Origin of the sequence: Streptomyces sp. NA04227, assembly GCF_013364195.1 — a bacterium.
Classification (GTDB): Bacteria; Actinomycetota; Actinomycetes; order Streptomycetales; family Streptomycetaceae; genus Streptomyces.
Window position 1 is genome coordinate 6,099,308 of record NZ_CP054918.1, and the last position, 23,445, is coordinate 6,122,752.

The following is a 23,445-nucleotide window of genomic DNA, read 5'->3' on the forward strand; positions in this document are numbered from 1 at the left end:
ATCGCAGACCACACCATGGCGCGTGATCACCTGCGAGCGATTGCCGGGTATGCCTACCGTGAGGGCGGCCCGGAGGCCCGGCTCGCCCTGCTCACGGCACTGGAACAAGCCCGTCCCGACGAGAAGGCTCTGGAACTGCTCAGGGGTCTGCTCGCGGTGCGCGAGAGCTGGTCGGCTTGAAATGCTGGCCGGGTAGAACGAGTGGTGGCAACGGGGATGAGGAGCTACAGGCACATTCTTCCCGACCCATGTGTCCCCGGTTCACAACGTTGTCCTACGGATAGGGAGTTCCCGCATTTCCCGGGCCTCGCGAACGACTGACATCCACCACTCCGTGTGATCGGGAGCGCTCCGACGGTGAGTGACGGACGTCATTGACGCTTCGGGGGCGTGAGGCATCTCCTGCGGCTTGCTCGGGATTTGGATCACATCCACGTACTGGCTGAGCTGTTCCAACCACGTGTGGCGACATTGCCTGCGAGCAGTGGGTCCGCGAATGTGATGACTAGGCCGACCACGTCAGTGAAGAGATTCGGATAGCCGGCCGAGGAAGGACCCTGTCGGCGGCGCCAGGCGGCGTAGGAGGATTGGCGGCGCTCGGCGAGGTCGGTGATCGTGGCGCTGAGAGGCTTCAGCTCGATGCCACGGTGTGTGGCGGTGGCGGTCAGTGCTGCGGCCAGTTCTCCGCCGTTGAGATTGTTGAGCGTCAGCAGGCGGTAGAGGTCCGCGTAATCCCGATCGCGGGTGTTGAGATCGCCGAGCGAGATGGCGGTGGAGAGCTTCTCGGCGATGACGGTGGCGAGCGGGTAACCGAAGAGTTGGAAGCTGTCCGTGGTGAGCTGCTGCGGGTAGTTGATGATCTGAGGTCCGGGAGTGATGGGGTTGCCGAAGCTGATGTCCAGTTGGAGCTTGAGACGCGCACGGGCGATCGATGTGGCCATGGACAGCCGTAGGCCGTGATACTCGTCCTCCTCTCGAATGGGCACGGTTCTGAGCGTGGCGGAGTCGTATGCCACGCCGTCGTCGACCTCAGTGGTGGCGATCGCGGCGATTCTGCGGATGATCTCGGCTTCCTCGCCGGAGAACGCGCGGCCAAGGATGTCGATGTCACGGGTCATCCGGCGGGCGCCGAACTGGGCGAGCAGAAGGCCGCCCTTGAGGACGAAGTGCTCGCGGCCGAGGGGGGATGCTGCCAGGCGGTAGAGGAATCGTTCGAGTACGTACTCGACCATGACCTCGTCCGTTGAACGGCCGTTGCGACGAGCCAGGTTGCGCAGGTCGTTGTAGACGCGGCCTGCGGTGGTATCCCGAGTTGGGTTGACCATCAGGCAAGCACCGCCTCTACGGCGGGGCGGATGACGGAGAGCGCGCCCAGCTCGCGGGCGATGAGTTGGAGTTCGCCGACCCCGCTCCGTCCGCTGCGACGTAGGTAGCGGCCGAGTGCGGACAGGGCCATAGTCTCGCCGATTCTGCCACGGTGGCGCATCGCGTCGACGACGCTGCGGGCGGCGTTGTATGTGGGAATGGTCTCTCCCGGTGCGGCCTCGAACCGTTCGACGCCGAGGGTGAACGTCTTCGCCGCGTACTGCGCCACGACGGTCGGAGGGTAAGAGATCGTGGGACGGCGTGATCCGCGTGGTACGGCGATGTGTACGGCGCTGGGGATGTCGTCGATCAGCTCGTGCAGAGCCAGGGCGGACTCCCCGCACAGGACAGCGCGAGGCGCCCGCGTACACACGGCCAGTAGGTCTGCATATGCGGTCTCCGGCGCGTCTGCCCGCCGGTACACACCACGGGACAGTTCGTCTATCTCCCCTGCGGTGACCAGGTGCGCCAGATCGCGAGCGGAGAGCAGGGCCTGACGTGCCTGCGCTGTCGTGAACGTCGGGGAGAGGTCAGCCAGCCGCTGGTCCAGGCGCGAGATTGCCGCAGCACTCATGTATCGAATGATACCCCTCTAGTTGACCTAGGGGATCGATTGGATACATTCAGATGGCAGGGACGGAACTCCCGTCGTTGACTATGCGCCACGAACCCGCAGGCCAGACGCCCATCCCGTGGGATCCTCCAGGGACTCTCACGTCTGTCCCAGGGCGCTTCCAGACACTTTCCGCCGCGTAAATATGGAAGGCCCTGACAGCGCTGAAAGTAACAAACGCGCTGGTCAGGGCCTACAGGCTCAGCACTCGATGATGTTCACCGCAAGCCCGCCCCGCGCCGTCTCCTTGTACTTGACGCTCATGTCGGCGCCCGTGTCCTTCATGGTCTTGATGACCTTGTCGAGGGAGACCAGGTGGCTGCCGTCGCCGCGCATGGACATCTTGGCGGCGGTGACCGCCTTGACCGCGGCCATACCGTTGCGTTCGATGCACGGGATCTGGACCAGGCCGCCGACCGGGTCGCAGGTCAGGCCGAGGTTGTGCTCCATGCCGATCTCGGCGGCGTTCTCCACCTGGCTGGGGCTGCCGCCGAGCACCTCGGCGAGGGCGCCCGCGGCCATCGAGCAGGCGGAGCCGACCTCACCCTGGCAGCCGACCTCGGCGCCGGAGATGGAGGCGTTCTCCTTGAAGAGCAGGCCGATCGCGCCGGCGGCGAGCAGGAAGCGGACGATTCCGTCCTCCTTCTCGCGCTCGGAGGCGGCGCCGGCCGCGAAGTTGATGTAGAAGTGCAGGACCGCCGGGATGATGCCCGCGGCGCCGTTGGTCGGGGCGGTCACCACGCGGCCGCCCGCGGCGTTCTCCTCGTTGACCGCCATCGCGTAGAGGGTGACCCACTCCATGGCGTGCGCCTTGGGGTCGCCCTCGGCGCGCAGCTGGCGGGCGGAGGTGGCGGCGCGGCGGCGGACCTTGAGGCCGCCGGGGAGCAGGCCCTCGGAGCTCATGCCGCGCTCCACGCAGGCACGCATGACGTCCCAGATCTCCAGGAGGCCTTCGCGGATCTCCGTCTCGGTGCGCCAGGCCTTCTCGTTCTCCAGCATCATCGAGGAGATGGACAGGCCGCTCTCGCGGGACATCCGCAGCATCTCGTCACCGCTGCGGAAGGGGTACTTGAGCTGTGTGTCGTCGAGCTTGATGCGGTCGGCGCCGACGGCCTCCTCGTCCACGACGAAGCCGCCGCCCACCGAGTAGTACGTCTTCTCCAGGAGCGCGTTGCCCTCGGCGTCGTACGCCCACAGGGTCATGCCGTTCGCGTGGTAGGGCAGGGCCTTGCGGCGGTGCAGTACCAGGTCGTCGTCGAAGCTGAAGTCGATCTCGTGGGCGCCGAGCAGATTGATCCGGCCGGAGGACTTGATCTCCTCGACGCGGGTGTCGGCGTGGTTGACGTCCACGGTGCGCGGGGACTCGCCCTCCAGACCGAGGAGTACCGCCTTGGGGGTGCCGTGGCCGTGGCCGGTGGCGCCGAGGGAGCCGTACAGCTCGGACCGTATGGAGACGGTGTGCGCGAGCAGGCCCTCGTTCTTGAGGCGGGCGGAGAACATCCGGGCCGCGCGCATCGGGCCGACCGTATGGGAGCTGGACGGGCCGATGCCGATCGAGAACAGGTCGAAGACCGAGATGGCCACGGGAACTCCTCCAGGGTGGCGGACGTCGTCGTCCGTCGGGGGTGGTGCGGGTCGCGCGTCCGGGGCGGTGCGGCGCGGGTGGCGTGCGGACGGTGCGGCCGTGGGTGGTGGCCGGACCGTCCGGGCGCCGTGGTGTCACGGCGCCCGGACAATCGTACGTTCCGCACGGAGTGCTCAGGAGTGAGAGGTTTCACCCCGGAGTTTCCTCATGCGAGGTTCTTTCCGGTGTTCCGTCCCGTTTCACTGCCGTTCGGGCGGGAACGGCGCACGGGCACTCCGTGCGGGCCGCTACTTCGTCAGGCCGGGGTAGAGCGGGTGCTTCGCGGCCAGGGCGGAGACGCGGGCCGCGAGCGCCTCCTTGTCGAAGGACGGCTTGAGGGTCTCGGCGATGATGTCCGCGACCTCCGTGAAGTCCTCCTCGCCGAAGCCGCGGGTGGCCAGCGCCGGGGTGCCGATGCGCAGCCCGGAGGTGACCATCGGCGGGCGCGGGTCGTTGGGGACCGCGTTGCGGTTGACCGTGATGCCGACCTCGTGCAGCCGGTCCTCGGCCTGCTGACCGTCCAGCTCGCTGTCCCGCAGGTCGACGAGGACCAGGTGGACGTCGGTGCCGCCGGAGAGGACCGAGACACCCACCTGAGTCACGTCGTCCTTGACCAGGCGCTCGGCGATGAGCCGGGCCCCGGCCAGGGTGCGCTCCTGGCGCTCCTTGAACTCCTCGGAGGCGGCCACCTTGAAGGAGACGGCCTTCGCGGCGATCACGTGCTCCAGCGGACCGCCCTGCTGGCCCGGGAACACCGCGGAGTTGATCTTCTTCGCCAGCTCGGCGGTGGAGAGGATCACGCCACCGCGCGGACCGCCGAGGGTCTTGTGGGTGGTGGTCGTCACGATGTGCGCGTGCGGCACCGGGTTGGGGTGCAGACCGGCGGCGACCAGACCCGCGAAGTGGGCCATGTCGACCATCAGATACGCGCCGACCTCGTCCGCGATCCGGCGGAAGGCGGCGAAGTCGAGCTGACGCGGGTACGCGGACCAGCCCGCCACGATCAGCTTCGGCTTGGACTCCTTGGCCAGGCGCTCGACCTCGGCCATGTCGACCTGACCGGTCTTGTCGTCGACGTGGTAGGCGACCACGTTGTAGAGCTTGCCGGAGAAGTTGATCTTCATGCCGTGGGTCAGGTGGCCGCCGTGCGCCAGGTTCAGACCCATGATGGTGTCGCCCGGCTTGAGCAGGGCGAACATCGCGGCGGCGTTGGCCTGCGCGCCCGAGTGGGGCTGCACGTTGGCGTGCTCGGCGCCGAAGAGCTCCTTGATGCGGTCGATGGCGATCTGCTCGACCACGTCGACGTGCTCACAGCCGCCGTAGTAGCGGCGGCCGGGGTAGCCCTCGGCGTACTTGTTGGTGAGAACCGAGCCCTGTGCCTCCATCACGGCGACGGGGGCGAAGTTCTCCGAGGCGATCATCTCGAGAGTGGACTGCTGGCGGCCGAGCTCGGCGTCGACGGCTGCGGCGACGTCCGGGTCGAGCTCATGGAGGGGAGTGTTGAGAAGCGACATCACGATCCCTGTCGGTCGGTCTCAGTTGGTGCTGCCGGAGGCGAACTCGGTGTACTCGTCGGCGCTGAGCAGGTCGCCCGGCTCCTCGCTGACGCGTACCTTGAACAGCCACCCACCCTCGAACGGGGCGGAGTTGACGAGCGCCGGGTCGGCGACGACTTCCTCGTTGAACTCGGTGACCTCGCCCGAGACGGGCGAGTAGAGGTCGCTCACCGACTTCGTCGACTCCAGCTCGCCACAGGTCTCACCGGCGGTGACGCTCGTGCCGGCCGCGGGGAGATCGGCGTAGACGACATCGCCGAGCGAGTTCGCCGCGTACTCCGTGATGCCGACCGTCGCCACGCCGTCCTCGGCGGCCGACAGCCACTCGTGCTCCTTGCTGTAACGCAGCTGCTGGGGGTTGTTCATGACCTGAATTCTCCTGTACGCGGGCCTGTGCTGATGAACGGATGGTCTTGCGATGCGAGACGGGCGCAGGGACATGCGTCACGTCGGGACACCGCGGTGGCCTGGAACGCCGCCGCCGTGAGGGCCGCGCGGCCCTCCTGTGATGGAACTACTTCCGGCGCTTGTAGAAGGGGAGCGCCACGACCTCGTACGGCTCGTGACTGCCCCGGATGTCCACACCCACTCCGGCGGTGCCGGGCTCGGCGTGCGCGGCGTCGACGTACGCCATGGCGATCGGCTTGCCCAGGGTGGGCGAGGGAGCGCCGGAGGTGACCTGGCCGATCACCTTGCCGTCGGCGACGACCTGGTAACCGGCGCGCGGCACCCGGCGGCCCTCGGCGATCAGGCCGACGAGCTTGCGCGGCGGGTTCTGCTCGGCCCGCTCGGCCGCGGCTTCCAGGGCGGCGCGGCCCACGAAGGGCTTGGGCGCGCCCTCGGCGGTGGCCTTCTCGAACTTCACGACCCGGCCCAGGCCCGCGTCGAACGGGGTCAGCGAGGTGGTCAGCTCGTGCCCGTACAGCGGCATGCCCGCCTCCAGGCGCAGCGTGTCGCGGCAGGACAGGCCACAGGCGATCAGGCCCTTGTCCGCGCCCGCCTCGGTGAGCGCCTGCCACAGCTTCTCGGCGTACTGCGGCTCGACGAACAGCTCGAAGCCGTCCTCGCCGGTGTATCCGGTACGGGCGATCAGGGCCGGGACCCCGGCGACCGTGCCGGGCAGACCCGCGTAGTACTTGAGGCCGTCCAGGTCGGCGTCAGTGAGCGACTTGAGGATGCCAGGGGACTCGGGGCCCTGGACCGCGAGCAGCGCGTAGGCCTCGCGGTCGTCGCGGACCTCGGCGTCGAAACCGGCGGCGCGCTCGGTCAGGGCGTCCAGGACGGTCTGCGCGTTGGAGGCGTTGGCGACCACCATGTACGTACGCGGGCCCTCGCCGGAGTCGAGGCGGTAGACGATCAGGTCGTCCAGGACGCCGCCGTCCTCCTGGCAGATCATCGTGTAGCGGGCGCGGCCCGCGCCGACGGTGGAGATGTTGCCGACCAGGGCGTGGTCGAGCAGGTCGACCGCCTGCGGGCCGGTCACGGTGATCTCGCCCATGTGCGAGAGGTCGAACAGTCCGGCCTTGGTGCGGACCGCGGTGTGCTCCTCGCGTTCGCTGGAGTACCGCAGCGGCATGTCCCAGCCCGCGAAGTCGGTCATCGTCGCGCCGAGCGCGCGGTGCACACCGTCGAGGGCGGTGCGGCGGATCGTATTGCTCATACGGGCTCCAAGTCCGGAAGACAGGTCGGCGAGGTCGTTCCTCCCCATCTGTCATCGGAACCTGAGAGGTTCGCCGGAAGCCGGATCCGACGCGCGGATCCCGTCCGGTTTGCACCTTGGGTGGGGCCCGGCGTCCGTGGACGGCCGTGCCCGCTTTTCAGATGTGCCTCGCCCGCGCGGTATCTGGGCCTGAGAGATTCAAGGGAGGGACTTGCTCCTTCGGCGCCCCAGCCGACTGGCTGAGAGCTCTCCCGCGCGGATTCAAGCGGCCTGTATGGAGTTGGCGGGCACATCATTGCATGCCGACCTTCCCCAGCGGCAGGTGTGCAACTTCCGGCCGTTTCCGCCACCCGCCGCATTACTCCCTCTTTACACTCGGTGGAGAGGGGCCCTGCACAGGCTCGGAGAGGACGTTGATGGCGTTCATGAGGCACAGGCCCAGGGCCTGCGCGACAGCCGTCCCGGTGGCGGTGCCCGCCCAGGTGGGTGCCCCGTCCGGGGAAGGCGCCCGGCGCCGGGCGAGTGCCCGCGACGGCGCCGTCCCGGTGGTACGGGACCTGCGCGGGCGCGACGGGCGCACGCCGTGTGAGCTGCGGTTCACCGAGGGCGACCTGGTCGTCGTCTCCGGGCTGCCCGGCAGCGGCAAGTCCACGCTGATGCGGCGCACGGTGCCCGGCGCGCGCATCGACTCGCAGGACACCAGGGAGCGCTGGGCCCGGCGGATGCCCGCCAAGCTGCCGTACGCCGTCTACCGCCCGCTGGTCCGCCTCGCGCACTACGTCCGGCTGTGGCGCACCCTGCGCGGCGGGGGCGGCGTGGTGGTCCACGACTGCGGCACCCAGGCCTGGGTCCGGCGCTGGCTCGCCCGCGAGGCCGGGCGCCGCGGCGCCCGGCTGCATCTGCTGCTCCTCGACGTCCCGGCCGAGCAGGCGCTGGCCGGTCAACTGGGGCGCGGCCGCCGCGTCTCGCGCTACGCCTTCGGGCGCCACCGCAGGACGACCGCCCGCCTGATCGCCTCCGCCGCCCGCGGACGGCTGCCGCGCGGCTGTGCCTCGGCGGTCCTCCTCGACCGCCCGGCGGCGGACCGGCTGAGCGCGATCCGACTGGACGGTCGGTGACCGGATCCGGCCGGTACTGATCGGACGCGTACCGCCCCCGGCCTCCCCAACCCCCGCTGTGCGCCCACACGTTAGGGTGCGAATGCAGACAACGCGCCCGCGCGCGACGCGAGCGGCGGCACCCGACCGATCGGCAGGCAGGACGCAGGACATGGACATACCGACGCGGCCCCAGCCCCATCCGCACGGCGGCTGGCCCGGCAACGAGCTGGAGGAGGTCCTGGCGGCCTCGCTCGGTGTGCCCGCCGCGGGCGGCCGCATCGTGGAGGTGCTCGGCCGCAGTCATCTGTGGGTGCCGCTGCCCAGCGGCGGCAGTCAGCAGAGCGCCACGCTCGACCTGCCCGCGATGGAGATCGAGGGCCAGGCCTACGTCCCCGTCTTCAGCTCGGAGCAGCAGTTGCGGCAGGCCGTCGGCGACCACATGTCGTTCACCGTCGCCCCGGCCGTGGAGTTCGCCCGCGGCCTGCCTCCGCAGTTGGGCATCGCGGTGAACCCCGACGGCACCGTGGGCATCCCGCTGCCGCCCGCCGCCGTGGCCGAGTTGTGCCGCGGCAGGCGCAGCGAGCTGGACGGGCCCGTGAGCGGTGGCCGGGTCCAGCTCTTCGCGCCGGACTGGCAGGACGACCCGGTCGACTTCCTGTCCGCGGCCTCCGCCGAGTTCGAGGCGACCGGTGTGGTGTCCTCCGCCCGCCGCTGTCTGGCCCGCATCGAGGACGGCGGCCCGGTGCTTTTCATCGGCGTCGAACTGCTGCCGCACGCCCAGGCCGCGCGCGAGGAGCCGCTGGACGCCCTCGGCCGCGCACTGGGCCGCGTCCCGGTCGACTGGCCGGTGAACATCGTGCTCCTGGACATTGCCCAGGATCCCGTGGCCGACTGGATGCGCGACAAGGTGCGGCCCTTCTACCGGAGGGACCACTGAGCGCCGCCCGCGCCGGGCGCCGAGGTCGTGTCGGTGCGGCGATCTAAGCTGGTTACATGACCGGGCGGCGCTGCCGCGAAGTCGCGTGAGCGCGCGCGGACATCGGTACGTCGAGTACGTCACGTAGGTACGGCACGAAGGGGCGGGGCATAAGTGAGCGCGTCGGGCACGGCCGCGGCAGGCCAGGTCGAGCACCTGCTGCGCCAGGTGACGCCGGGAAACTACGAGGCGTACGAGTCCCTGTTGCGCGCCCTCGCCGACCCCTCGGGCCAGTTGTGGATGCTCCTGTGGCACGGCCAGCCCGGTTCGCCCGACGCCCAGTACGGCAACATGGCGGTCGGCGGCTTCGACTACGCGCCCTGTGTCACCTCCGCGCAGGAGCTGACCGCCAGCGGCTGGAACCGCGCCTACGAGATCGTCGGCGGCCCGGACATCGCCCGGGCCATGTTCCCCGACCGGCACGGCATCTGGCTCAATCCGCACGCACCCGGCGGCGGCGTCGGCGTCCCCTGGGCGGACCTGCGCCGTATCGCGGGCGGACTCGACCGGCACCCGGCCGGACCGCTGCGGCTGAGCGAACCCACCCTGGATCTCCCGCAGTTCTACGCCCTGCTCGGCCAGCACGCGTACCGCACCCCGGCCGTCCGCTCCCTGCGCCGCGCCTGGGTACAGCCCGCGCTCGGCGCCCCGTACCTCGTCATCGGCCTGGACGTGTACGAGTCCTCGGCGCCGGCCGTCGAGTCGGTGCACACGATGATGCGCCAGTCGGTCGGCGCGGTGCCCGAGGGCCTCGCCGTGTCCACCGTCGCGCTCACCGACGAGCACGACCCGGTGGCCATGTGGCTGCGCGCCCACGCCCGCCCGTTCTACGACCGCGAGCCCCCCGGCCCGGCCGCCGCGCCGCCGGTGTCGGGGTACGGCTATCCGCCGCCGCACGGGGCGTACTGACCCCTTCGCGCCGGTTTGATCCGCGGTCCGGCCGGTCCCGATTCGGCCCGGCCGGCGGACCTCCGCGAGGCTTTGCAGTACGGGGAGTTGCACTGTTTGCGGCCGTTCGCCCCGAGCGGCGGATCGTGGTGAATTGCCCGGGTTGGCGAGGTTCGGATGGCGTCTGATCCGTAACCCGCTAATTCACGCATACGGGACATTCGCCAAGCCGTGGCGCACCCCCGCCGAATCCCGTCACGGCGTCGCGAACGCGCCCCACGTCGCCCCTCCGGCTTCAAGCGGAGCCTTTCCTTCACGTCGAATTCACCTGAAGTGACGTCTTTGTGTCCGTTGTCCACTCTGCTGACATCTGGTGTCCATTGAGGGCGACTTCCACGCCTGTGAAACCGCTTACCCCCAACTGTCCTGCGTCCGAGGGGCGTTCCCGACTGTTCGGATAACGGAACCCCCCAGACAGCATCACGGTTAGGCATCCATTCACCGGGAGATCTGGCACGTGATCCGGCGCACGTTGAAGACTCCCGCTCCAAAGGGCTTTGCGCCCTGATGCGTACGACGGACTGATCACGCCGCTACCGCGGCAAGTGTGCGCCGGCCACCGCCGGTTGAGAGGGGTCCCTGCCACTATGACGGCGCCAATGCACGACACGACCGCGGAAACCGAAGCGGCCGCGACTGTCGAAACGGCAGCCGACGCCGGGGCGAAGAAGGTGGAGGGCCGCTCCCTCAAGCAAATCGCCTGGCGTCGTCTGAAGCAGGACAAGGTCGCGCTCGCCGGCGGCATCACCGTGGTCGTGCTCATTCTCGTGGCAATCTTCGCGCCGCTGATCGTCAGCCTCTTCGGGCACCCGCCCACCGAGTTCCACCAGGACCAGCTCGAGGACATCACCAACCTGCCCAAGGGCGACTACGGCGGCATGAGCGGGGAGTACCTGTTCGGCGTCGAGCCCAACACCGGCCGCGACATCTTCAGCCGGGTCGTCTACGGCGCCCGTATCTCGCTGCTCGTGGCGGTGGCCTCGGCGGCCGTGGCCGTGGTCCTCGGCACCCTCTTCGGAGTCATCGCCGGTTACTTCGGCGGCTGGGTCGACGCGACGATCAGCCGTGTCATGGACCTGCTGCTCTCGTTCCCGCAGCTCCTGTTCATCATCTCGCTGGTCTCGGTGCTCCCGGACGATCTGCTCGGCCTGACCGGTTCCGGGGTCCGTGTCGCCGTACTCATCGCGGTCATCGGCTTCTTCGGCTGGCCCTACGTCGGCCGTATCGTGCGCGGCCAGACGCTCTCGCTGCGCGAGCGCGAGTACGTGGAGGCGGCCCGCAGCCTCGGCGCCGGACGGCGGCACATCCTCTTCAAGGAGCTGCTGCCCAACCTGGTGGCCCCGATCACCGTCTACGCCACGCTGATGATCCCCACCAACATCCTGACCGAGGCCGCGCTCAGCTTCCTCGGTGCGGGTGTCCGCCCGCCGACCGCTTCGTGGGGCGGCATGCTCCGCGACGCGCTCGAGGTGTACGAGCACGACCCGATGTTCATGGTCTTCCCCGGTGTCGCCATCTTCCTGACGGTGTTGGCCTTCAACCTCTTCGGCGACGGTCTGCGGGACGCACTCGATCCCAAGGGCTCCCGCTGATCGTTCAGCCCGCAACTGCTCTACCTGCCACCGCAGTCAGGTGGTTCCCCACATGGTTCTCAGGCAGCTCGGCCTCAGACCGCGAATCTCGGAGGATGCGAGAAAGATGTCCAACGGTTTCTCCAAGCGAAGGCTTGCCGCTGGTGCGGCCCTCGTCGTTGCCGCGCTGGTCGGTACCACCGCGTGCGGCGGCTCCGACGACGAGGACTCCGCCGGTGCCGGCTACAACGCCGGTATCGGCAAGGTCGCGAACGCCTCGAAGGACAAGGGCGGCACGCTCCGCTTCATCGGCAAGCAGGACTTCGACTCGACCGACCCGCAGCGTGCCTACTACGGCATGACCTGGGACTTCATGCGCTTCTACACGCGTACCCTGGTCACCTACGACACCAAGCCGGGTGTGGCGTCCAACAAGCTCGTCCCGGACCTCGCGGCCGCTCCGGCCACGGTCTCCAAGGACGGCAAGACCTACGAGTACAAGCTGCGTGACGGCCTCACCTGGGAGGACGGCTCGAAGCTGACCTCCAAGGACATCAAGTACGGCATCGAGCGCATCTGGGCCGGTGACGTCATCACCGGTGGCCCGCAGTACCTGAAGAGCGTGCTCGACCCCAAGGGCGAGTACAAGGGCCCGTACAAGGACAAGACCGCCGACCGGCTGGGCCTGAAGGCGATCGAGACGCCCGACGACCAGACCATCATCTTCAAGCTGCCGAAGCCGAACGTCGACTTCGAGCAGATGCTGGCCATGCCGTCCGGCTCCCCGGTCAAGCAGGAGAAGGACACCAAGGCCAAGTACACGCAGCGGCCGTTCTCCTCGGGCCCGTACAAGTTCCAGTCGTACGACGCCGGTAAGGGCGCCGTCCTGGTCCGCAACGACAAGTGGGACCCGAAGACCGACCCGATCCGTCCCGCGCTGCCGGACAAGATCACGGTCACCATCAACAAGAACCAGGCGGAGAACGACAAGCGCCTGATGGACGGGGACTACGACCTCGACATCAACGGCACCGGCATGTCGATGTCCGGCCGCACCACCGCGATCACGGACCACAAGTCCAGCGTCGACAACATGCCGACCGACTTCGTGCGGTACGTCGCGCTGATCACGGCGGCCAAGCCGTTCGACAACGAGCACTGCCGCAAGGCCGTCTTCTACGGCACCAACTTCGCGGCGCTGCAGAAGACCCGCGGTGGCGAGGTCGCGGCCGGCGAGATCGCCAACAGCGTCTTCCCGAAGGCGATCAAGGGTCACAGCGACTACGACCCGTACGGCGTTCTCGCCCGCAAGGGCAAGCCGGACGCCGCCAAGGCCAAGGCGGAGCTCAAGGAGTGCGGCAAGCCGAACGGCTTCTCCACCAAGATCACCGCGCGCAACAACCAGCCCGGTGAGGTCGAGGCCGCGACCGCCCTTCAGGAGCAGCTGAAGAAGATCGGCATCAGCCTCTCCGTCGACCCGCTGGACGGCGCCGAGTCCTCCAGCATCACCGGCTCGCCGACCGTGGTGAAGAAGCGCGGCTACGGCATGACCATGAGCGGCTGGGGCCCCGACTTCCCGAGTGGCCAGGGCTTCGGCCAGCCGCTGTGGGACAGCCGCTTCATCGCCGAGAACGGCAACTACAACGAGGCGCAGCTGAGGGACAAGGCCGTCGACAAGGCCTTCGACGACGCGATCGCCGCGAAGACGCCCGAGGAAGCCGCGCAGATCTACACGGACATGAACAAGCGCATCCTCGACCAGGCCGTCTGGATGCCGTTCATCTACGAGAAGAACATCTCCTGGCGTGGTCCGAACCTGACCAACGTCTACTCGTCGGCGGCCTACAGCGGTCGTTACGACTACGTCTCGCTCGGCGTGAAGCAGGACGAGAAGAAGTAATCAGCGGTCACACCGCCCCCACCGTCGCCGTAACCGCCAGTCCGAAGGGCAGGTGATGGCCCGGGTGGCCGCCGGGGTCCGAGACCCGGACCCCGGCGGCCACCAGGCCGCGCACAGTGCTTGCATATCTCATCCGGCGCTTGACCGCCGTACTCCTGATGGTGCTGGTCGTGCTGCTGACGACCTTCTCCATCTTCTTCCTGCTGCCGAAATGGGCGGGCCAGGACACCGCTGTGCTCTTCGCGGGCAAGGCGACCGGTGCCGAACAGCTCGAGGGCATCCGGCAGAAGCTCGGGCTCGACGAGCCGGTACTCGTCCAGTTCTGGGATTTCGTCAAGGGCATCCCGCTGGGACGTGACTACGCCAACGGCGACGACGTGACCCGCTGCGACGCCCCCTGCTTCGGCTACTCCTTCCGTACCGAGGAGCCGGTCTGGGACACCCTGAAGGAAGCGCTGCCGGTCACCGGCGCGCTGGCCGCGGGCGCCTGCGTCATGTGGCTCTTCGGCGGTGTGGCCATCGGTGTGCTCTCCGCGCTCCGCCGGGGCAGCATCTGGGACCGCAGCGCCATGATCGGCGCCCTCTCCGGCGTCTCCATGCCGATCTTCTTCACCGGCATGGTGATGATGGGCGTCTTCGTCCACGAGCTCGGCTGGCTGAAGATCGACGACGACCTGTCCGGCGCGGACGGGATCGACATCTGGTTCCAGTCGCTGATCCTGCCCTGGATCGCGCTGGCCTTCCTCTACGCGGCGATGTACGCCCGTCTCACCAGAGCGACCATGCTCGAAGTGCTCGGCGAGGACTACATCCGCACCGCCCGGGCCAAGGGACTCGGCGAGCCCGTCGTGATCCGGCGGCACGCGCTGCGCTCCGCGATGACCCCGATCCTCACCGTCTTCGGTCTCGACCTCGGTGCCCTGATGGGCGGCGCGGTCCTCACCGAGCAGACCTTCGGCCTGAAGGGACTCGGCTTCGAGGCCGTCGACGCGATCAGCAACAAGGACCTGCCCGTCATCCTCGGCGTCACCCTCATCGCGGCGCTCGCGATCGCCGTGGCCAACCTCGTCGTCGACATCATGTACGCCGTGATCGACCCCCGCGTGAGGCTGTCATGACCGAAACCGTCAAGACCGGCACGGCAGTCGGCGAGCCGGGGACCGCGGTCCCCGACGCGCCCACCGCCTTCCTCGAAGTCCGCGACCTGAAGGTGCACTTCCCGACCGACGACGGGCTCGTGAAGTCCGTCGACGGGCTCAGCTTCAAGCTGGAGAAGGGCAAGACGCTCGGCATCGTCGGCGAGTCGGGCTCCGGGAAGTCCGTGACCTCGCTCGGCATCATGGGCCTGCACACCACGGGCCAGTACGGCAAGCGCAAGGCGCAGCTCTCCGGCGAGATCTGGCTGGACGGCAAGGAGTTGCTGAGCGCCCGCCCGGACGAGGTGCGCAAGCTCCGCGGCCGTGAGATGTCCATGATCTTCCAGGACCCGCTGTCCGCGCTGCACCCGTACTACACGATCGGCAAGCAGATCGTGGAGGCCTACCGGGTCCACAACAACGTCGACAAGCGCACCGCCCGCCGCCGTGCGATCGAGATGCTCGACCGGGTCGGCATCCCGCAGCCCGACAAGCGCGTCGACAGCTACCCGCACGAGTTCTCCGGCGGTATGCGCCAGCGCGCGATGATCGCGATGTCGCTGGTGAACAACCCCGAACTGCTCATCGCCGACGAGCCGACGACCGCCCTGGACGTGACCGTCCAGGCGCAGATCCTGGACCTGATCCGCGATCTGCAGAAGGAGTTCGGCTCGGCGGTCATCATCATCACGCACGACCTGGGCGTCGTCGCCGAACTCGCGGACGACCTGCTCGTGATGTACGGCGGCCGGTGCGTGGAGCGCGGGCCCGCCGAGAAGGTCTTCTACGAGCCCCGGCATCCCTACACCTGGGGCCTGCTCGGCTCGATGCCGCGTCTGGACCGGGCGCAGACCGAACGGCTCATCCCGGTCAAGGGCTCCCCGCCGTCGCTCATCAACATCCCCTCGGGCTGCGCCTTCAACCCGCGCTGCCCGTACGCGGACGTACCCAAGGACAACGTGACCCGCACCGTCCGCCCCGACCTCTCCGAGGTCGGCAGCGGACACTGGGCCGCCTGCCACATGACGCAGGAGCAGCGGGAGCGTATCTGGACCGAAGAGATTGCGCCCAAGCTGTGAGCGAGGACAAGTCCGTGACGAGCGAGGACACTTCCGCGGGCACCGCGGCGGCCGGACCGGCGGCCGCGGGCGGCACCGCCACGCTGACCAAGGACCCCGCCAAGGGCGAAACCCTGCTGCGGGTCCGCGGTCTGCAGAAGCACTTCCCCATCCGCAAGGGCCTGTTGCAGCGCCAGGTCGGCGCCGTGAAGGCCGTGGACGGCATCGACTTCGAGGTGCGCTCGGGGGAGACCCTGGGCGTGGTGGGCGAGTCGGGCTGCGGCAAGTCGACGATGGGCCGCCTGATCACGCGGCTCCTCGAACCGACCGCAGGAACCGTCGAGTTCCAGGGCCAGGACATCACCCACCTCGGCGTCCGCGGCATGCGTCCGCTGCGCCGTGATGTGCAGATGATCTTCCAGGACCCGTACTCCTCGCTGAACCCGCGGCACACCATCGGCACCATCGTGGGCACGCCGTTCAAGCTCCAGGGCGTCAAGCCCGAGGGCGGTGTGAAGCAGGAGGTCCAGCGCCTGCTCTCGGTGGTGGGCCTCAACCCCGAGCACTACAACCGCTATCCGCACGAGTTCTCCGGCGGTCAGCGCCAGCGCATCGGCATCGCCCGCGCGCTCGCCCTCAACCCGCGTCTGGTGGTCGCCGACGAGCCGGTCTCCGCGCTCGACGTGTCGATCCAGGCACAGGTGGTCAACCTCCTGGACGACCTCCAGGACGAGCTCGGCCTGACCTACGTGATCATCGCGCACGACCTCTCGGTGGTACGGCACGTCTCCGACCGGATCGCGGTGATGTACCTCGGCAAGATCGTCGAACTCGCCGACCGCGACGCCCTGTACACGGCGCCGATGCACCCGTACACCAAGGCGCTGATGTCCGCGGTGCCGATCCCGGACCCCAAGCGGCGCCAGGCCAAGAGCGAGCGCATCCTGCTCACCGGCGACGTGCCCTCGCCGATCGCGCCGCCCTCCGGCTGCCGTTTCCACACGCGCTGCTGGAAGGCCACCACGATCTGCAAGACCACCGAGCCGCCGCTGCTCCAGCTCGGCCCGGGCCAGCAGGTCGCCTGCCACCACCCGGAGAACGCCGAGGACCAGGCCCCCGAGGACACCCAGCTGCTGCGCCCCGAGTCCGAGACGATCAACGTCGTCACGGTCGGCGGCGGTCCGGCGCCGGATGCCGCGGAAGGTGCCGCAAAGGGCGCCGACGCTGCTGGGTCCGGTGTGACGAAGGCGGAAGCTGGGGAGTCTGCTGGCGGGGATGCCGAGTCCGGGGATGCCGAGTCCGGGGATGGGCAGTCCCAGGATGCTGAGTCCCAGGACAGCCGGTCCGAGGACACCGCATCAGAGGACCCCGCGTCCGAGGACACCGCATCAGAGGACACCACGTCCGAGGAGCCCGGTTCCCAGGAGCCGAAGACCGACAAGTAGCGCTCCGGAGAGCACTGCCGGAGCGAGCCGGACGGGAGGGACCAGCCCGCGGTTCCCGCGCGCGGAACAGTCCCACGTGGGCCTCAGGCCCCTCCCGTCCGGCCCACTCCGCCGGACCGTCCGACACCTTCCGATGGCTTCCGAGGCCGGACGGCGGTTGTCCTCCCCCTGGGATCTCTCCACCGGACTGGGGCCGACGGCCGGTGAGCAGGTATGAATAACGCGTGGTCCAGGATCTGTACGCGCCCTCCGTTCAGCACGCGCTCGACATCGTCGGCATCTTCGTCTTCGCGATCTCCGGCGCCCTGCTCGCCGTGCGCAAGAACTTCGACGTCTTCGGCATCGCCGTCCTCGCGGAGGTCACGGCACTGGGCGGCGGTATCTTCCGCGACCTGATCATCGGCGCCGTACCGCCCTCGGCCTTCACGGACCTCGGCTACTTCCTCACGCCGCTGGTGGTGACGGGCCTCGTCTTCTTCCTCCACCCGGAGGTGGAGCGGCTCCAGCTCGGTGTGAACATCTTCGACGCGGCCGGGCTCGGCCTCTTCTGTGTCACCGGCACCGCCAAGGCCTACGCCTACGGGCTCGGCCTGACCTCGTCCGCAGTCATGGGCCTGGCCACCGCGGTCGGCGGCGGCGTACTGCGCGACGTGCTGGCCAACGAGGTCCCCTCGCTGCTGCGCTGGGACCGCGACCTCTACGCCGTACCGGCCGTCGTCGGCTCGACCATGGTCGTCCTGTTCATCGACCACGACATGCTCAACGGCTTCACCGCCACCCTCGCCGTCCTCACCGTCTTCACCCTGCGCCTGCTAGCGATGCGCTACCACTGGCGCGCACCGAGGGCCTGGAACCGCCGCTCACGCGTGGTGGAGGGCGACGAGACCTAGGGCGATCCGGGCCCGAAAACCAAAGCTACCGCTCAGTAATTTTTTCGTTGTACCGTAATTCCCATGACTGAAGCACCTGTGGCGGCGGTCCGGATCGGGGACAGCGAGTTCGACCGGGACACCGCGGTCACGCTGCGCGAGCCGGGCGTCTACGACATCGAGCTCTCCGCGGGCTGGACGATCATCAACGCGGTCAACGGCGGCTATCTGCTCGCCGTCATCGGCCGGGCGCTCGCGGACAGCCTGCCGCACCCGGACCCGTTCACTATCTCCGCGCACTACCTCACCGCCTCCCAGCCGGGCCCGGCGGTCGTCCGTACCGAGGTGGTCCGCACAGGCCGCACCCTCTCCACGGGCCAGGCCTCGCTGCTCCAGGTCGACGAGTCGGGCCAGGAAGTCGAGCGCATCCGCGTCCTCGCCTCCTACGGCGACCTCGACACGCTGCCCGACGACGTCCGTACCGCCGCGAAGCCGCCCGCCTTTCCGCCGCCGGAACACTGCTTCGGACCGCAGGACGCGCCGCGCGACGGTGTCGTACCGGGCAGCTCGGCGATCGCCGACCGGCTCTGGCTCAAGCTCGACCCGGACACTCTCGGCTGGGCCCTCGGCGCGCCCTCCGGCAAGGGCGAGATGCGCGGCTGGTTCGGCCTGGCCGACGGCCGTGACGCGGACCCGCTCTCGCTCCTGATGACGGTCGACGGGCTGCCGCCCACCAGCTTCGAACTCGGCATCCCGGGCTGGGTGCCCACCATCGAACTCACCGTGCACGTCCGCTGCCGCCCGGCCCCGGGCCCGCTGCGGGTGTCGATCACCACCCGGAACCTGGCCGGTGGCTTCCTGGAGGAGGACGTCGAGGTCTGGGACACCGCCGACCGACTGGTCTGCCAGTCCCGGCAGTTGGCCCGGGTCCGCCTGAAGTAGGTGCGTACGGGGCGGCCCTCGGTACGGCCGCCCCGGTACGTACGCGGGGACCGCCCTCGACCCCGCCCGCCCCCGGCGCGAGATGCTGGAGCGGTGAAGTCCGACCGACTGCTCGCGATCCTGCTGCTGCTCCAGACCCGCGGGCGCTTCTTGGCGCAGGAGCTGGCCGAGCGCCTGGAAGTCTCCGTACGCACCATCTACCGCGATGTCGAGGCGCTCTCCGCCGCGGGCGTGCCGGTGTACGCGGAGCGCGGGCGGCACGGCGGGATCTCCCTGCTCCCCGGCTACCGCACCGATGTCACGGGGCTGACCGAGGACGAGTCGCGGGCGCTGTTCGTGCTCGCGGGGACCGGTACGCACGAGGCGCTCGGGCTCGACACCGCACTCGGTTCGGCGCTGCGCAAGGTGATGGCGGCGCTGCCCGCGCCGCACCGCCCGGCCGCCGAACTCACCAGCCGCCGCATCCTGGTCGACTCCGCGCGCTGGCGGGCCGCGCCGCGGGCGGGCGTCGACCTGGACGTTCTGCAGGACGCGGTCTTCGCCGACCGGCGGCTGCGGCTGCGCTACCGGCACAGCGGCGCCGCCGAGCCGAGGACGTACACCGTCGACCCGTACGGGCTCGTGGCCAAGGCGGGCGTCTGGTACCTGGTCGCCGACCGGCGCGGGGTGCCGCGGCTGTTCCGGGCGGACCGCATCCGGGCCGCCACGCCGACAAGTGATCCGGTGCGGCGCCGGACCGGGGTCGAACTGGCCCAGGTCTGGGAGGAGTTGAGGCGCCGGGTCGAGCAGCGCCCGGACGGGATCACGGTGACGGTTCGCGTACGCAGGGACCGTCTCGACATGTTCCTGCGCCTGAACGCGGCCGCCCTGAGGGAGCCGCCCGAGGACCCCGGCGAGGGGGAGTGGGTGACGGCTCGGCTCGGCTTCGAGGCGCTTCCGGCGGTCCGTACGCTGCTCGTCCTCACCGACAACGTGGAGGTGCTCTCGCCGCCGGAGGCCCGGGAGGAACTGGCCCGGGCGGCGGTCGCGATCGGGGCGGTGTACGGCTGAGGCAGCCGTGGAGGGCGGCGGCCGGTGTTCGACTCCTGAACACGAAGCGCGAAAGTCGGTGTGGCGGACACCGGGCGCGGCCCCTCCCGCATTTCCTCGCTCAGGATTCCTCGCGACCAGGTTCTTGACGCCCCCTCCCCGCCTCTCTTAAATCAAGAACTGAACCTTCCGTTCCGGGAGTTGGCCATCCGCGTTCACTTCTCGGAGCCCTGGCTCGTCATGCCGACGCGCCCCCGTACGTCCCGACCGCAGGTCCCAGCGCACACCCCCGCACCCCCACACGCCCCCTCCAGGACGCCGCACCACCCGTACGCGTCCTCCCGAGGCGGCCACCCCCAGGAGTCGCGATGACCGTGCACCAGGAGAAGGCCCTTCAATTCCCTTACAGACACGGCACGTTGCGGCGCGGACGGCGTCGCGCCGTGCTCGGTGCGGTGTCCCTGCTCTGCTGCGCGACGGCCCTGACCGCCGTGCCCGCCGGAGCCGCCCCGGCTCCCGAGCCCGCGCGTGCGTCCGGTCCGTACGCCCCGAGCGGCGCCCGCGGCCCGGCGGTGGCGGCGGACTTCGCCGACGAGTTCGACGGTGCGGCGGGCTCGGCCGTGGACGGCGCCAAGTGGCAGATCGAGACCGGCGACAACGTCAACAACCACGAGCGGCAGTACTACACGGCGGGCAACGCCAACGCGGCGCTCGACGGTCAGGGCCATCTCGTCATCACGGCCCGCAAGGAGAACCCGGCCGGATACCAGTGCTGGTACGGGCCCTGCGAGTACACCTCGGCGCGGCTCAACACCGCGGGACGGTTCACCGCCCAGTACGGGCATGTCGAGACCCGGCTCAAAGCGCCGCGCGGACAAGGGATGTGGCCCGCGTTCTGGGCGCTCGGCGACGACATCGGGCAGGTCGGCTGGCCCGCCAGCGGCGAGATCGACGTCATGGAGAACGTCGGGTTCGAACCGAGCACGGTCCACGGCACCCTGCACGGCCCGGGCTACTCCGGCTCGGGAGGCATCGGCGCCGCGTACACGCTGCCCGGCGGGCAGCAGTTCGCCGACGACTTCCACACCTTCGCCGTCGACTGGGAACCGGGCAGGATCACCTGGTCCGTGGACGGCACCGTCTACCAGACCCGGACGCCCGCCGATCTCGCCGGAAAGCAATGGGTGTTCGACAAGCCGTTCTTCCTGATCCTGAACCTGGCGGTCGGCGGCTACTGGCCGGGGGACCCGGACGGCAGTACGCAGTTCCCGCAGCAACTCGTCGTCGACTACGTACGGGTGAGCACCGGGGAGCGCGCCCTGTCGGCCTCCCCCACGGCCCGGACCCCGTAGTCACCCCACAGCCGCGCCCGGGCCGGTCCGTCCCCCGGCCCGGGCGCACCCTTCACGTCCCCGCGCGCAGGAACCGCCCGAGCGCGGCGGTGAGTTCGGCCGGCGCGTCCTCCTGTACGAGATGCCCGGCGCCCTCGATCGGCAGCAACTCGCAGCCCGGGATCAGGGCGGCCAGTTCGCGGCCGCGCTCCGGCGGGATCCAGGTGTCCTCGGTGCCCCAGCACAGCAGGACGGGCAGGTCGAGTTCGCCGTACCGGCCCTGGATCTCGTCGGTGAAGCGCTGGTCGTTCTGCTCGATCTGCCGGTAGAAGGCGGCCCGGCCCTCCTCGGTGCACCAGGGGGCGACGAGCCGGTCCAGGGTCGCCGGGTGCAGACCGTGGTGGCTGGCGGAGGCGACGTAGGCGCGGACCAGGGCCTCGTGCAGAGCGGGCGGGAGTTCGCCGAAGACCTCGGCATGGGCGCCGAGCAACCGGTAGGCGGGGGAGCCCCATGGGCTCAGTGCCACCGGGTCGACCAGGGCCAGACGTGCGTACCGGGCGCCGTGCAGCAGATGGGCGCGCAGGCTCACGCAGCCGCCGAAGTCGTGGGCGAGGACGGCCGGTCGGTCCAGTCCCCAGTGCGCGAGCAGCTCGGTGAACACCCGCGCCTGCGAGTCGAGGCCGACGTCCTGGCCCGCGTACATCTGCGAGGCGCCGTAGCCCGGCAGGTCCCAGACGTAGACGCGGTGCTCGTGCGCGAGGGCCCGTGCGGTGCCGCGCCAGACGTACGAGGAGAAGGGGGTTCCGTGCACGAGCACCACCGGGGGCGCTTCCTCGGGGCCGAGGACGCCCCAGCGGACCTCGCCCGCGGAGGTGAGCGCCACCCGGTCGAGTTCCCAGTCGCGCTGCCAGTCGTCGTCCCGTTCGACCTCGGTGTCGGTGGGTGCGGTCGGGTGTGGGGTCATGGCTTCGACCCTAGGGTCCGGCGGGCGGTCCCGTCGTGCGGAATACAGGAGAGGCGGTGCCCGGCCCGTCCCGGCGGGCGAGGAGGCCGTGCGGGTTGCCGGGCGGTCAGTCCAGCCAGTGGGCCCGGCCCAGGTGGATCACGCGCATCTGGCGGCGGGCCATGTCCTTGATGGCCGCCTCGTCGCCGGGGGTCGCCTCGACCAGCTCGATGGCCGTCATGACCATGTGGTCCACGAAGAGCCGAGCCAGCATGTACAGGTCGTCGTCGCTCCAGCCCTCCGACTCCGGGTGGCAGGCGATGGCCGCCTTGGCCTCCTCGGAGAACCGGATCAACTCCCGGTGCATCGCCTCACGGACCTGCTGGACGCCGCCGTGCCGCTCGCGGGCCAGGAAGCGTACGTGCGAGGGCTGCGCGCGTACGTAGTCGGCGATCAGGTCGACCGTGTTCCTTATCAGGAGCTCGTGCTCGCCGGTCTCGTCGAGGGTGGACTGGATCATCGGGTGCAGGCTGCCGAGCGACTCCTCGACCAGGGCGACGCCGAGGTCCGCGGTACTGCGGAAATGCCGGTAGAACGCCGTCGGCGCCACGCCCACCGCGCGCGTGACCTCACGGATGCCCAGGCTGCTGAGGCTCTGCTCCTCCAGCAGGACCAGGGCCGCGTCGAGCAGTGCCTGGCGGGTTTTCTGCTTCTGCGCCTGGCGGACGCCAACGGTGTGACTCATGACATCAGTTAACGATTGTTCTCTGGAATTGACAACCCGGGGGACGCGGTTGGAAGATGAAGTCAGTGAACAGTTGTAACCACAAGCGTTCACTCAAATCTTCACGAGAGGTGTCCTCATGTTGTTCCTCGTCGTAGCGCTCCTGCTGCTCGGCGTGGTCATGGGGGCGGTCGTGCACGCGCCGCCCGCCGTGTCCCTCGTCGCCGCCGTCGTCATCGGGGTCTGGCTCGCCGTCTTCGCGGTTCGCGAACGGTACGGACGCCGCACCCGCACCGACTGAAACCGCGGCACACCCCCGCAGCACCGTCCGATCCGACCGTCACTTTCCTGACAGGGAGCCCACACATGCTGGAACTCACCGCCCCCGCACGGTCGACGCAGCGCCGACCCGGAGTGCGGGACGCCGACGGCATGGCCGTCGCCTCGTTCGTCCTCGGCCTGCTCGGTCTGCTCGTCCTCAACCTCGTCCTCGGCCCGATCGCGATCGTGCTCGCCCTCGCGTCCCTGTGGCGCGGCACCAAGCGCCGGGCCCGCGCCTTCCTCGGTCTCGCCCTCGGCATCGCCGACGTCGTCGTCCTGACCGTCCTCGTCCACAGCGGCGGCGTGTGGAGCTTCGGCGGCTGACCGGCCGACC

Annotated in this window: 23 protein-coding genes and 1 riboswitch; of the genes, 15 read left to right on the forward strand and 8 right to left on the reverse strand. The window is 69.6% G+C overall.

Going from position 1 to position 23,445, the window contains the following annotated elements; translation table 11 throughout:
- Positions 1-15 precede the first annotated feature (15 nt).
- Positions 16-180, forward strand: coding sequence for a hypothetical protein (locus HUT18_RS25955; protein ID WP_176102953.1), 165 nt, complete (start codon positions 16-18; stop codon positions 178-180).
- Positions 181-425: 245 nt separating this feature from the next.
- On the opposite strand, the gene HUT18_RS25960 is transcribed toward HUT18_RS25955, so the two are convergent.
- The 6 genes from HUT18_RS25960 to gcvT all read right to left on the reverse strand — a co-directional run bounded on the left by HUT18_RS25960 (position 426) and on the right by gcvT (position 6,818).
- Positions 426-1,325, reverse strand: a complete 900-nt coding sequence (locus tag HUT18_RS25960) for a nucleotidyl transferase AbiEii/AbiGii toxin family protein (protein ID WP_176102954.1) — start codon at positions 1,323-1,325, stop codon at positions 426-428.
- The gene (locus tag HUT18_RS25965) at positions 1,325-1,939 is read right to left on the reverse strand and encodes a type IV toxin-antitoxin system AbiEi family antitoxin domain-containing protein (protein ID WP_176102955.1); all 615 of its coding nucleotides are present in this window, start codon (positions 1,937-1,939) and stop codon (positions 1,325-1,327) included. Before HUT18_RS25965 ends, HUT18_RS25960 begins: the two co-directional genes overlap by 1 nt.
- 240 nt (positions 1,940-2,179) lie before the next feature.
- A complete protein-coding gene (locus HUT18_RS25970; protein ID WP_176102956.1) occupies positions 2,180-3,562 on the reverse strand; it encodes an L-serine ammonia-lyase in 1,383 nt (460 codons plus the stop codon).
- A gap of 288 nt (positions 3,563-3,850) precedes the next feature.
- Complete coding sequence (gene glyA, locus HUT18_RS25975) at positions 3,851-5,116, reverse strand: serine hydroxymethyltransferase (protein ID WP_176102957.1); 1,266 nt, start codon at positions 5,114-5,116, stop codon at positions 3,851-3,853.
- Between the two features lie 21 nt (positions 5,117-5,137).
- On the reverse strand, positions 5,138-5,524 hold the full coding sequence (gene gcvH / locus HUT18_RS25980) for a glycine cleavage system protein GcvH (RefSeq protein WP_176102958.1): 387 nt from the start codon (positions 5,522-5,524) through the stop codon (positions 5,138-5,140).
- A 148-nt stretch (positions 5,525-5,672) separates the two neighbouring features.
- A complete protein-coding gene (gene gcvT, locus HUT18_RS25985) occupies positions 5,673-6,818 on the reverse strand; it encodes a glycine cleavage system aminomethyltransferase GcvT (RefSeq protein ID WP_176102959.1) in 1,146 nt (381 codons plus the stop codon).
- Positions 6,819-6,985: 167 nt separating this feature from the next.
- Positions 6,986-7,082: riboswitch (glycine riboswitch) on the reverse strand.
- 161 nt (positions 7,083-7,243) lie between these two features.
- Here gcvT and HUT18_RS25990 point away from each other — a divergent pair.
- The 12 genes from HUT18_RS25990 (at position 7,244) to HUT18_RS26045 (ending at position 21,144) form a co-directional block, all read left to right on the forward strand.
- Positions 7,244-7,936 carry an AAA family ATPase gene (locus HUT18_RS25990; protein ID WP_176102960.1) on the forward strand — a complete coding sequence of 231 codons (693 nt, stop codon included), beginning with the start codon at positions 7,244-7,246 and terminating at the stop codon, positions 7,934-7,936.
- Between the two features lie 151 nt (positions 7,937-8,087).
- Complete coding sequence (locus tag HUT18_RS25995; RefSeq protein WP_176102961.1) at positions 8,088-8,855, forward strand: enhanced serine sensitivity protein SseB; 768 nt, start codon at positions 8,088-8,090, stop codon at positions 8,853-8,855.
- A gap of 153 nt (positions 8,856-9,008) precedes the next feature.
- On the forward strand, positions 9,009-9,803 hold the full coding sequence (locus HUT18_RS26000; protein WP_176102962.1) for an enhanced serine sensitivity protein SseB C-terminal domain-containing protein: 795 nt from the start codon (positions 9,009-9,011) through the stop codon (positions 9,801-9,803).
- A 626-nt stretch (positions 9,804-10,429) separates the two neighbouring features.
- A complete protein-coding gene (locus HUT18_RS26005; protein ID WP_176102963.1) occupies positions 10,430-11,434 on the forward strand; it encodes an ABC transporter permease in 1,005 nt (334 codons plus the stop codon).
- Between the two features lie 106 nt (positions 11,435-11,540).
- On the forward strand, positions 11,541-13,313 hold the full coding sequence (locus HUT18_RS26010) for an ABC transporter substrate-binding protein (protein WP_176102964.1): 1,773 nt from the start codon (positions 11,541-11,543) through the stop codon (positions 13,311-13,313).
- 116 nt (positions 13,314-13,429) lie between these two features.
- A complete protein-coding gene (locus HUT18_RS26015; RefSeq protein ID WP_176102965.1) occupies positions 13,430-14,431 on the forward strand; it encodes an ABC transporter permease in 1,002 nt (333 codons plus the stop codon).
- A complete protein-coding gene (locus HUT18_RS26020) occupies positions 14,428-15,528 on the forward strand; it encodes an ABC transporter ATP-binding protein (protein ID WP_176102966.1) in 1,101 nt (366 codons plus the stop codon). The genes HUT18_RS26015 and HUT18_RS26020 overlap by 4 nt, the downstream gene beginning before the upstream one ends.
- Positions 15,529-15,542: 14 nt before the next feature.
- On the forward strand, positions 15,543-16,952 hold the full coding sequence (locus HUT18_RS26025) for an ABC transporter ATP-binding protein (RefSeq protein WP_176102967.1): 1,410 nt from the start codon (positions 15,543-15,545) through the stop codon (positions 16,950-16,952).
- Positions 16,953-17,176: 224 nt separating this feature from the next.
- Positions 17,177-17,842, forward strand: a complete 666-nt coding sequence (locus HUT18_RS26030; protein ID WP_176102968.1) for a trimeric intracellular cation channel family protein — start codon at positions 17,177-17,179, stop codon at positions 17,840-17,842.
- 63 nt (positions 17,843-17,905) lie between these two features.
- Positions 17,906-18,763 carry a thioesterase family protein gene (locus tag HUT18_RS26035; protein ID WP_176102969.1) on the forward strand — a complete coding sequence of 286 codons (858 nt, stop codon included), beginning with the start codon at positions 17,906-17,908 and terminating at the stop codon, positions 18,761-18,763.
- 93 nt (positions 18,764-18,856) lie between these two features.
- A complete protein-coding gene (locus HUT18_RS26040) occupies positions 18,857-19,813 on the forward strand; it encodes a YafY family protein (RefSeq protein ID WP_176102970.1) in 957 nt (318 codons plus the stop codon).
- 347 nt (positions 19,814-20,160) lie between these two features.
- Positions 20,161-21,144 carry a family 16 glycosylhydrolase gene (locus HUT18_RS26045; protein ID WP_176102971.1) on the forward strand — a complete coding sequence of 328 codons (984 nt, stop codon included), beginning with the start codon at positions 20,161-20,163 and terminating at the stop codon, positions 21,142-21,144.
- A gap of 52 nt (positions 21,145-21,196) precedes the next feature.
- On the opposite strand, the gene HUT18_RS26050 is transcribed toward HUT18_RS26045, so the two are convergent.
- Together HUT18_RS26050 and HUT18_RS26055 are read right to left on the reverse strand one after the other, a co-directional pair.
- On the reverse strand, positions 21,197-22,087 hold the full coding sequence (locus HUT18_RS26050; protein WP_176102972.1) for an alpha/beta fold hydrolase: 891 nt from the start codon (positions 22,085-22,087) through the stop codon (positions 21,197-21,199).
- A 106-nt stretch (positions 22,088-22,193) separates the two neighbouring features.
- Entirely contained in the window at positions 22,194-22,811 is a 618-nt protein-coding gene (locus tag HUT18_RS26055; protein WP_176102973.1) for a TetR family transcriptional regulator, read from the reverse strand.
- Positions 22,812-22,929: 118 nt separating this feature from the next.
- Between HUT18_RS26055 and HUT18_RS26060 the strand changes: the two genes are divergently transcribed.
- Both HUT18_RS26060 and HUT18_RS26065 read left to right on the forward strand, forming a co-directional pair.
- Positions 22,930-23,091: a hypothetical protein gene (locus HUT18_RS26060; protein ID WP_176102974.1), complete on the forward strand. Its 162-nt coding sequence runs from the start codon at positions 22,930-22,932 to the stop codon at positions 23,089-23,091.
- 68 nt (positions 23,092-23,159) lie between these two features.
- Entirely contained in the window at positions 23,160-23,435 is a 276-nt protein-coding gene (locus HUT18_RS26065) for a DUF4190 domain-containing protein (protein ID WP_176104812.1), read from the forward strand.
- Positions 23,436-23,445 lie beyond the last annotated feature (10 nt).

Excerpts from the sequence above, each read along its gene's own strand:
- HUT18_RS25955 (WP_176102953.1), top strand. The coding sequence starts at position 16 with ATGGCGCGTGATCACCTGCGAGCGATTGCCGGGTATGCCTACCGTGAG.
- HUT18_RS25960 (WP_176102954.1), bottom strand. The coding sequence starts at position 1,325 with ATGGTCAACCCAACTCGGGATACCACCGCAGGCCGCGTCTACAACGAC.
- HUT18_RS25965 (WP_176102955.1), bottom strand. The coding sequence starts at position 1,939 with ATGAGTGCTGCGGCAATCTCGCGCCTGGACCAGCGGCTGGCTGACCTC.
- glyA (WP_176102957.1), bottom strand. The coding sequence starts at position 5,116 with ATGTCGCTTCTCAACACTCCCCTCCATGAGCTCGACCCGGACGTCGCC.
- gcvH (WP_176102958.1), bottom strand. The coding sequence starts at position 5,524 with ATGAACAACCCCCAGCAGCTGCGTTACAGCAAGGAGCACGAGTGGCTG.
- gcvT (WP_176102959.1), bottom strand. The coding sequence starts at position 6,818 with ATGAGCAATACGATCCGCCGCACCGCCCTCGACGGTGTGCACCGCGCG.
- HUT18_RS25990 (WP_176102960.1), top strand. The coding sequence starts at position 7,244 with ATGAGGCACAGGCCCAGGGCCTGCGCGACAGCCGTCCCGGTGGCGGTG.
- HUT18_RS25995 (WP_176102961.1), top strand. The coding sequence starts at position 8,088 with ATGGACATACCGACGCGGCCCCAGCCCCATCCGCACGGCGGCTGGCCC.
- HUT18_RS26005 (WP_176102963.1), top strand. The coding sequence starts at position 10,430 with ATGACGGCGCCAATGCACGACACGACCGCGGAAACCGAAGCGGCCGCG.
- HUT18_RS26010 (WP_176102964.1), top strand. The coding sequence starts at position 11,541 with ATGTCCAACGGTTTCTCCAAGCGAAGGCTTGCCGCTGGTGCGGCCCTC.
- HUT18_RS26020 (WP_176102966.1), top strand. The coding sequence starts at position 14,428 with ATGACCGAAACCGTCAAGACCGGCACGGCAGTCGGCGAGCCGGGGACC.
- HUT18_RS26035 (WP_176102969.1), top strand. The coding sequence starts at position 17,906 with ATGACTGAAGCACCTGTGGCGGCGGTCCGGATCGGGGACAGCGAGTTC.
- HUT18_RS26045 (WP_176102971.1), top strand. The coding sequence starts at position 20,161 with ATGACCGTGCACCAGGAGAAGGCCCTTCAATTCCCTTACAGACACGGC.
- HUT18_RS26050 (WP_176102972.1), bottom strand. The coding sequence starts at position 22,087 with ATGACCCCACACCCGACCGCACCCACCGACACCGAGGTCGAACGGGAC.
- HUT18_RS26055 (WP_176102973.1), bottom strand. The coding sequence starts at position 22,811 with ATGAGTCACACCGTTGGCGTCCGCCAGGCGCAGAAGCAGAAAACCCGC.
- HUT18_RS26060 (WP_176102974.1), top strand. The coding sequence starts at position 22,930 with ATGTTGTTCCTCGTCGTAGCGCTCCTGCTGCTCGGCGTGGTCATGGGG.